This window comes from Massilia sp. TWR1-2-2, from assembly GCF_049897565.1.
GTDB lineage: Bacteria > Pseudomonadota > Gammaproteobacteria > Burkholderiales > Burkholderiaceae_D > JAFCUW01.
In genome coordinates, this window is sequence record NZ_JAFCWM010000082.1 from 1 (window position 1) to 1867 (window position 1867).

A 1867-nucleotide genomic window follows, 5' to 3' on the forward strand; every position below is an offset into this window, starting at 1 on the left:
ACACTGCCGCCACCGACGCCGGGCGCCGCGGCGCCGGTGCTCGGCTACGGGTATTCGCATCAGGACGCGCTGCTTTCGGTGACCGATCCGCGCAAGCTGATCACGCGCTACAACGTGGACGGGCTCGGCCAGCAAACCGGCATCGTCAGTCCGGACACGGGAACGACGACTACCAGCTACGATGGCGCTGGTAGTCCGCTCATTACCACCGACGCCGCCGCGCGCAAGACGACGTATAAATTCGATGCTGTAGCGCGCCTGACCCAGCTAGGCACAAGCGTTTTTGAATATGGCAAGGATGGCACCGGCGCGACCGGACGCTTGACCAAGATGAGCGACGCATCGGGTCAGACCAGCTACGGCTACGACGGGTTTGGCAGGCTGCTGAAAAAGGTTCAGATAGTCGGCAGCGGCGCTACGGCGAAGAGTTTTACGACAGCTTATACGTACGGCAGCAGCGGCAGCAGCGTCGGACATGTCACGTCGATGACCTACCCCAGCGGCAATCGGATCGAGTACACGTATGGCACCGATGGCCGCGTGAAGAGCCTGGTGCTGATCGCGCCAGGCGCCAGCCCGGTTACGATCCTGGGCGACATCCGCTATCTGCCCTTCGGTGCGGTACGTGGCTGGACTTGGGGCAACAGCAGCACCGCCAGCCCGAACATCTACGAGCGCAAATTCGATCTCGACGGCCGGATCGTCAGCTATCCGTTGGGCCATCCCGCCAACAACGGCACAGTGCGCACGCTGAGCTACGACGCCGCAGGACGCATTACGGCGACCAAACACACCGGCGCCGCAGGGGCTGCCTTGCTCGATCAGCGCTATGGCTACGACGGTCTTGACCGGCTGATTGCATTTGACGGCACCGGCACCAGCCAGCGCTTTGAATACGACGCCAACGGCAACCGCACCCGCGCGACGTTTGGCGCGAACAGTTACCTCAACACGATCAGCGCCGTCAGTAACCGGCTCGCCAGCACGACTGGGCCAGCACCGGCGAAGCAGAACTCTTACGACGCGACCGGTAACCTCACAACTGATGGGACGATCCAGTACAGCTACGGCAGCGACAACCGTATGAGCAGCGTCGTGCGCGGAGGTATTACTACCGGTTATCGCTATAACGGGCTCGGCCAGCGCCTGGCAAAGGCTGGTCCGGCAAATGTCGCTGTGAACTACATATACGACGAGAGTGGCCGTCTTCTGGGGAGTACGATAGTGGAGCTAAAACTTTACAGGAAACTTTATACCTCGGCGATTTGCCGGTCGCTATACTGAAACGCGGCGCGACTGTGGTAGGGACGAAAGGGCAAACAACAAGCGTTAGTTACGTTTATGCTGCCCACATCTCGACCCCACGCGTTCTCACCCGAGCCAGCGACAACAAGATGGTTTGGCGCTGGGACAATGCTGACCCCTTCGGCCTGTTGCCGCCGGAACAGGACCCAAACCGCCTAGGCACCACGCAAATCTACAATCTACGATTCCCCGGTCAGATATTTGACAGTGAGACAAATAACCACTACAACTACTACAGAGATTATGATCCGCAGACTGGTCGGTATATCCAAAGCGATCCGATCGGGCTGGAGGGCGGAATCAATACCTACGCATACGTCGATGGTAATCCGCTGGGATATTCAGATCCTAAAGGTTTAGCGCCGGCCGCGGCCGGAGCGTTGTGCTTTATTCCTGGAATAGGTTGGGCCAGTTGTGCCGCAGTAGCCGCAGGTGGGGGCGCAATCAATCCACCCAAGTTAGCCGATTTCAACAATTTTTCTGACTCATTGCCTTGTGCGGTTTTTGGTCTTGCTTCCGCGGTTTCGAGAGATTTTCACGATGTCGATAGGTCCTTCCAGCG

General features: G+C 58.9%; 1 protein-coding gene and 1 pseudogene. Both read left to right on the top strand.

Features of this window, described 5'->3' with window-relative positions:
• Positions 1-1284, top strand: a pseudogene (locus tag ACP7DD_RS26410) (type IV secretion protein Rhs); the annotation flags it as partial.
• Between the two features lie 110 nt (positions 1285-1394).
• The coding region (locus tag ACP7DD_RS26415) for an RHS repeat-associated core domain-containing protein (RefSeq protein WP_426178351.1) at positions 1395-1867 on the top strand (473 nt) is incomplete at its 3' end.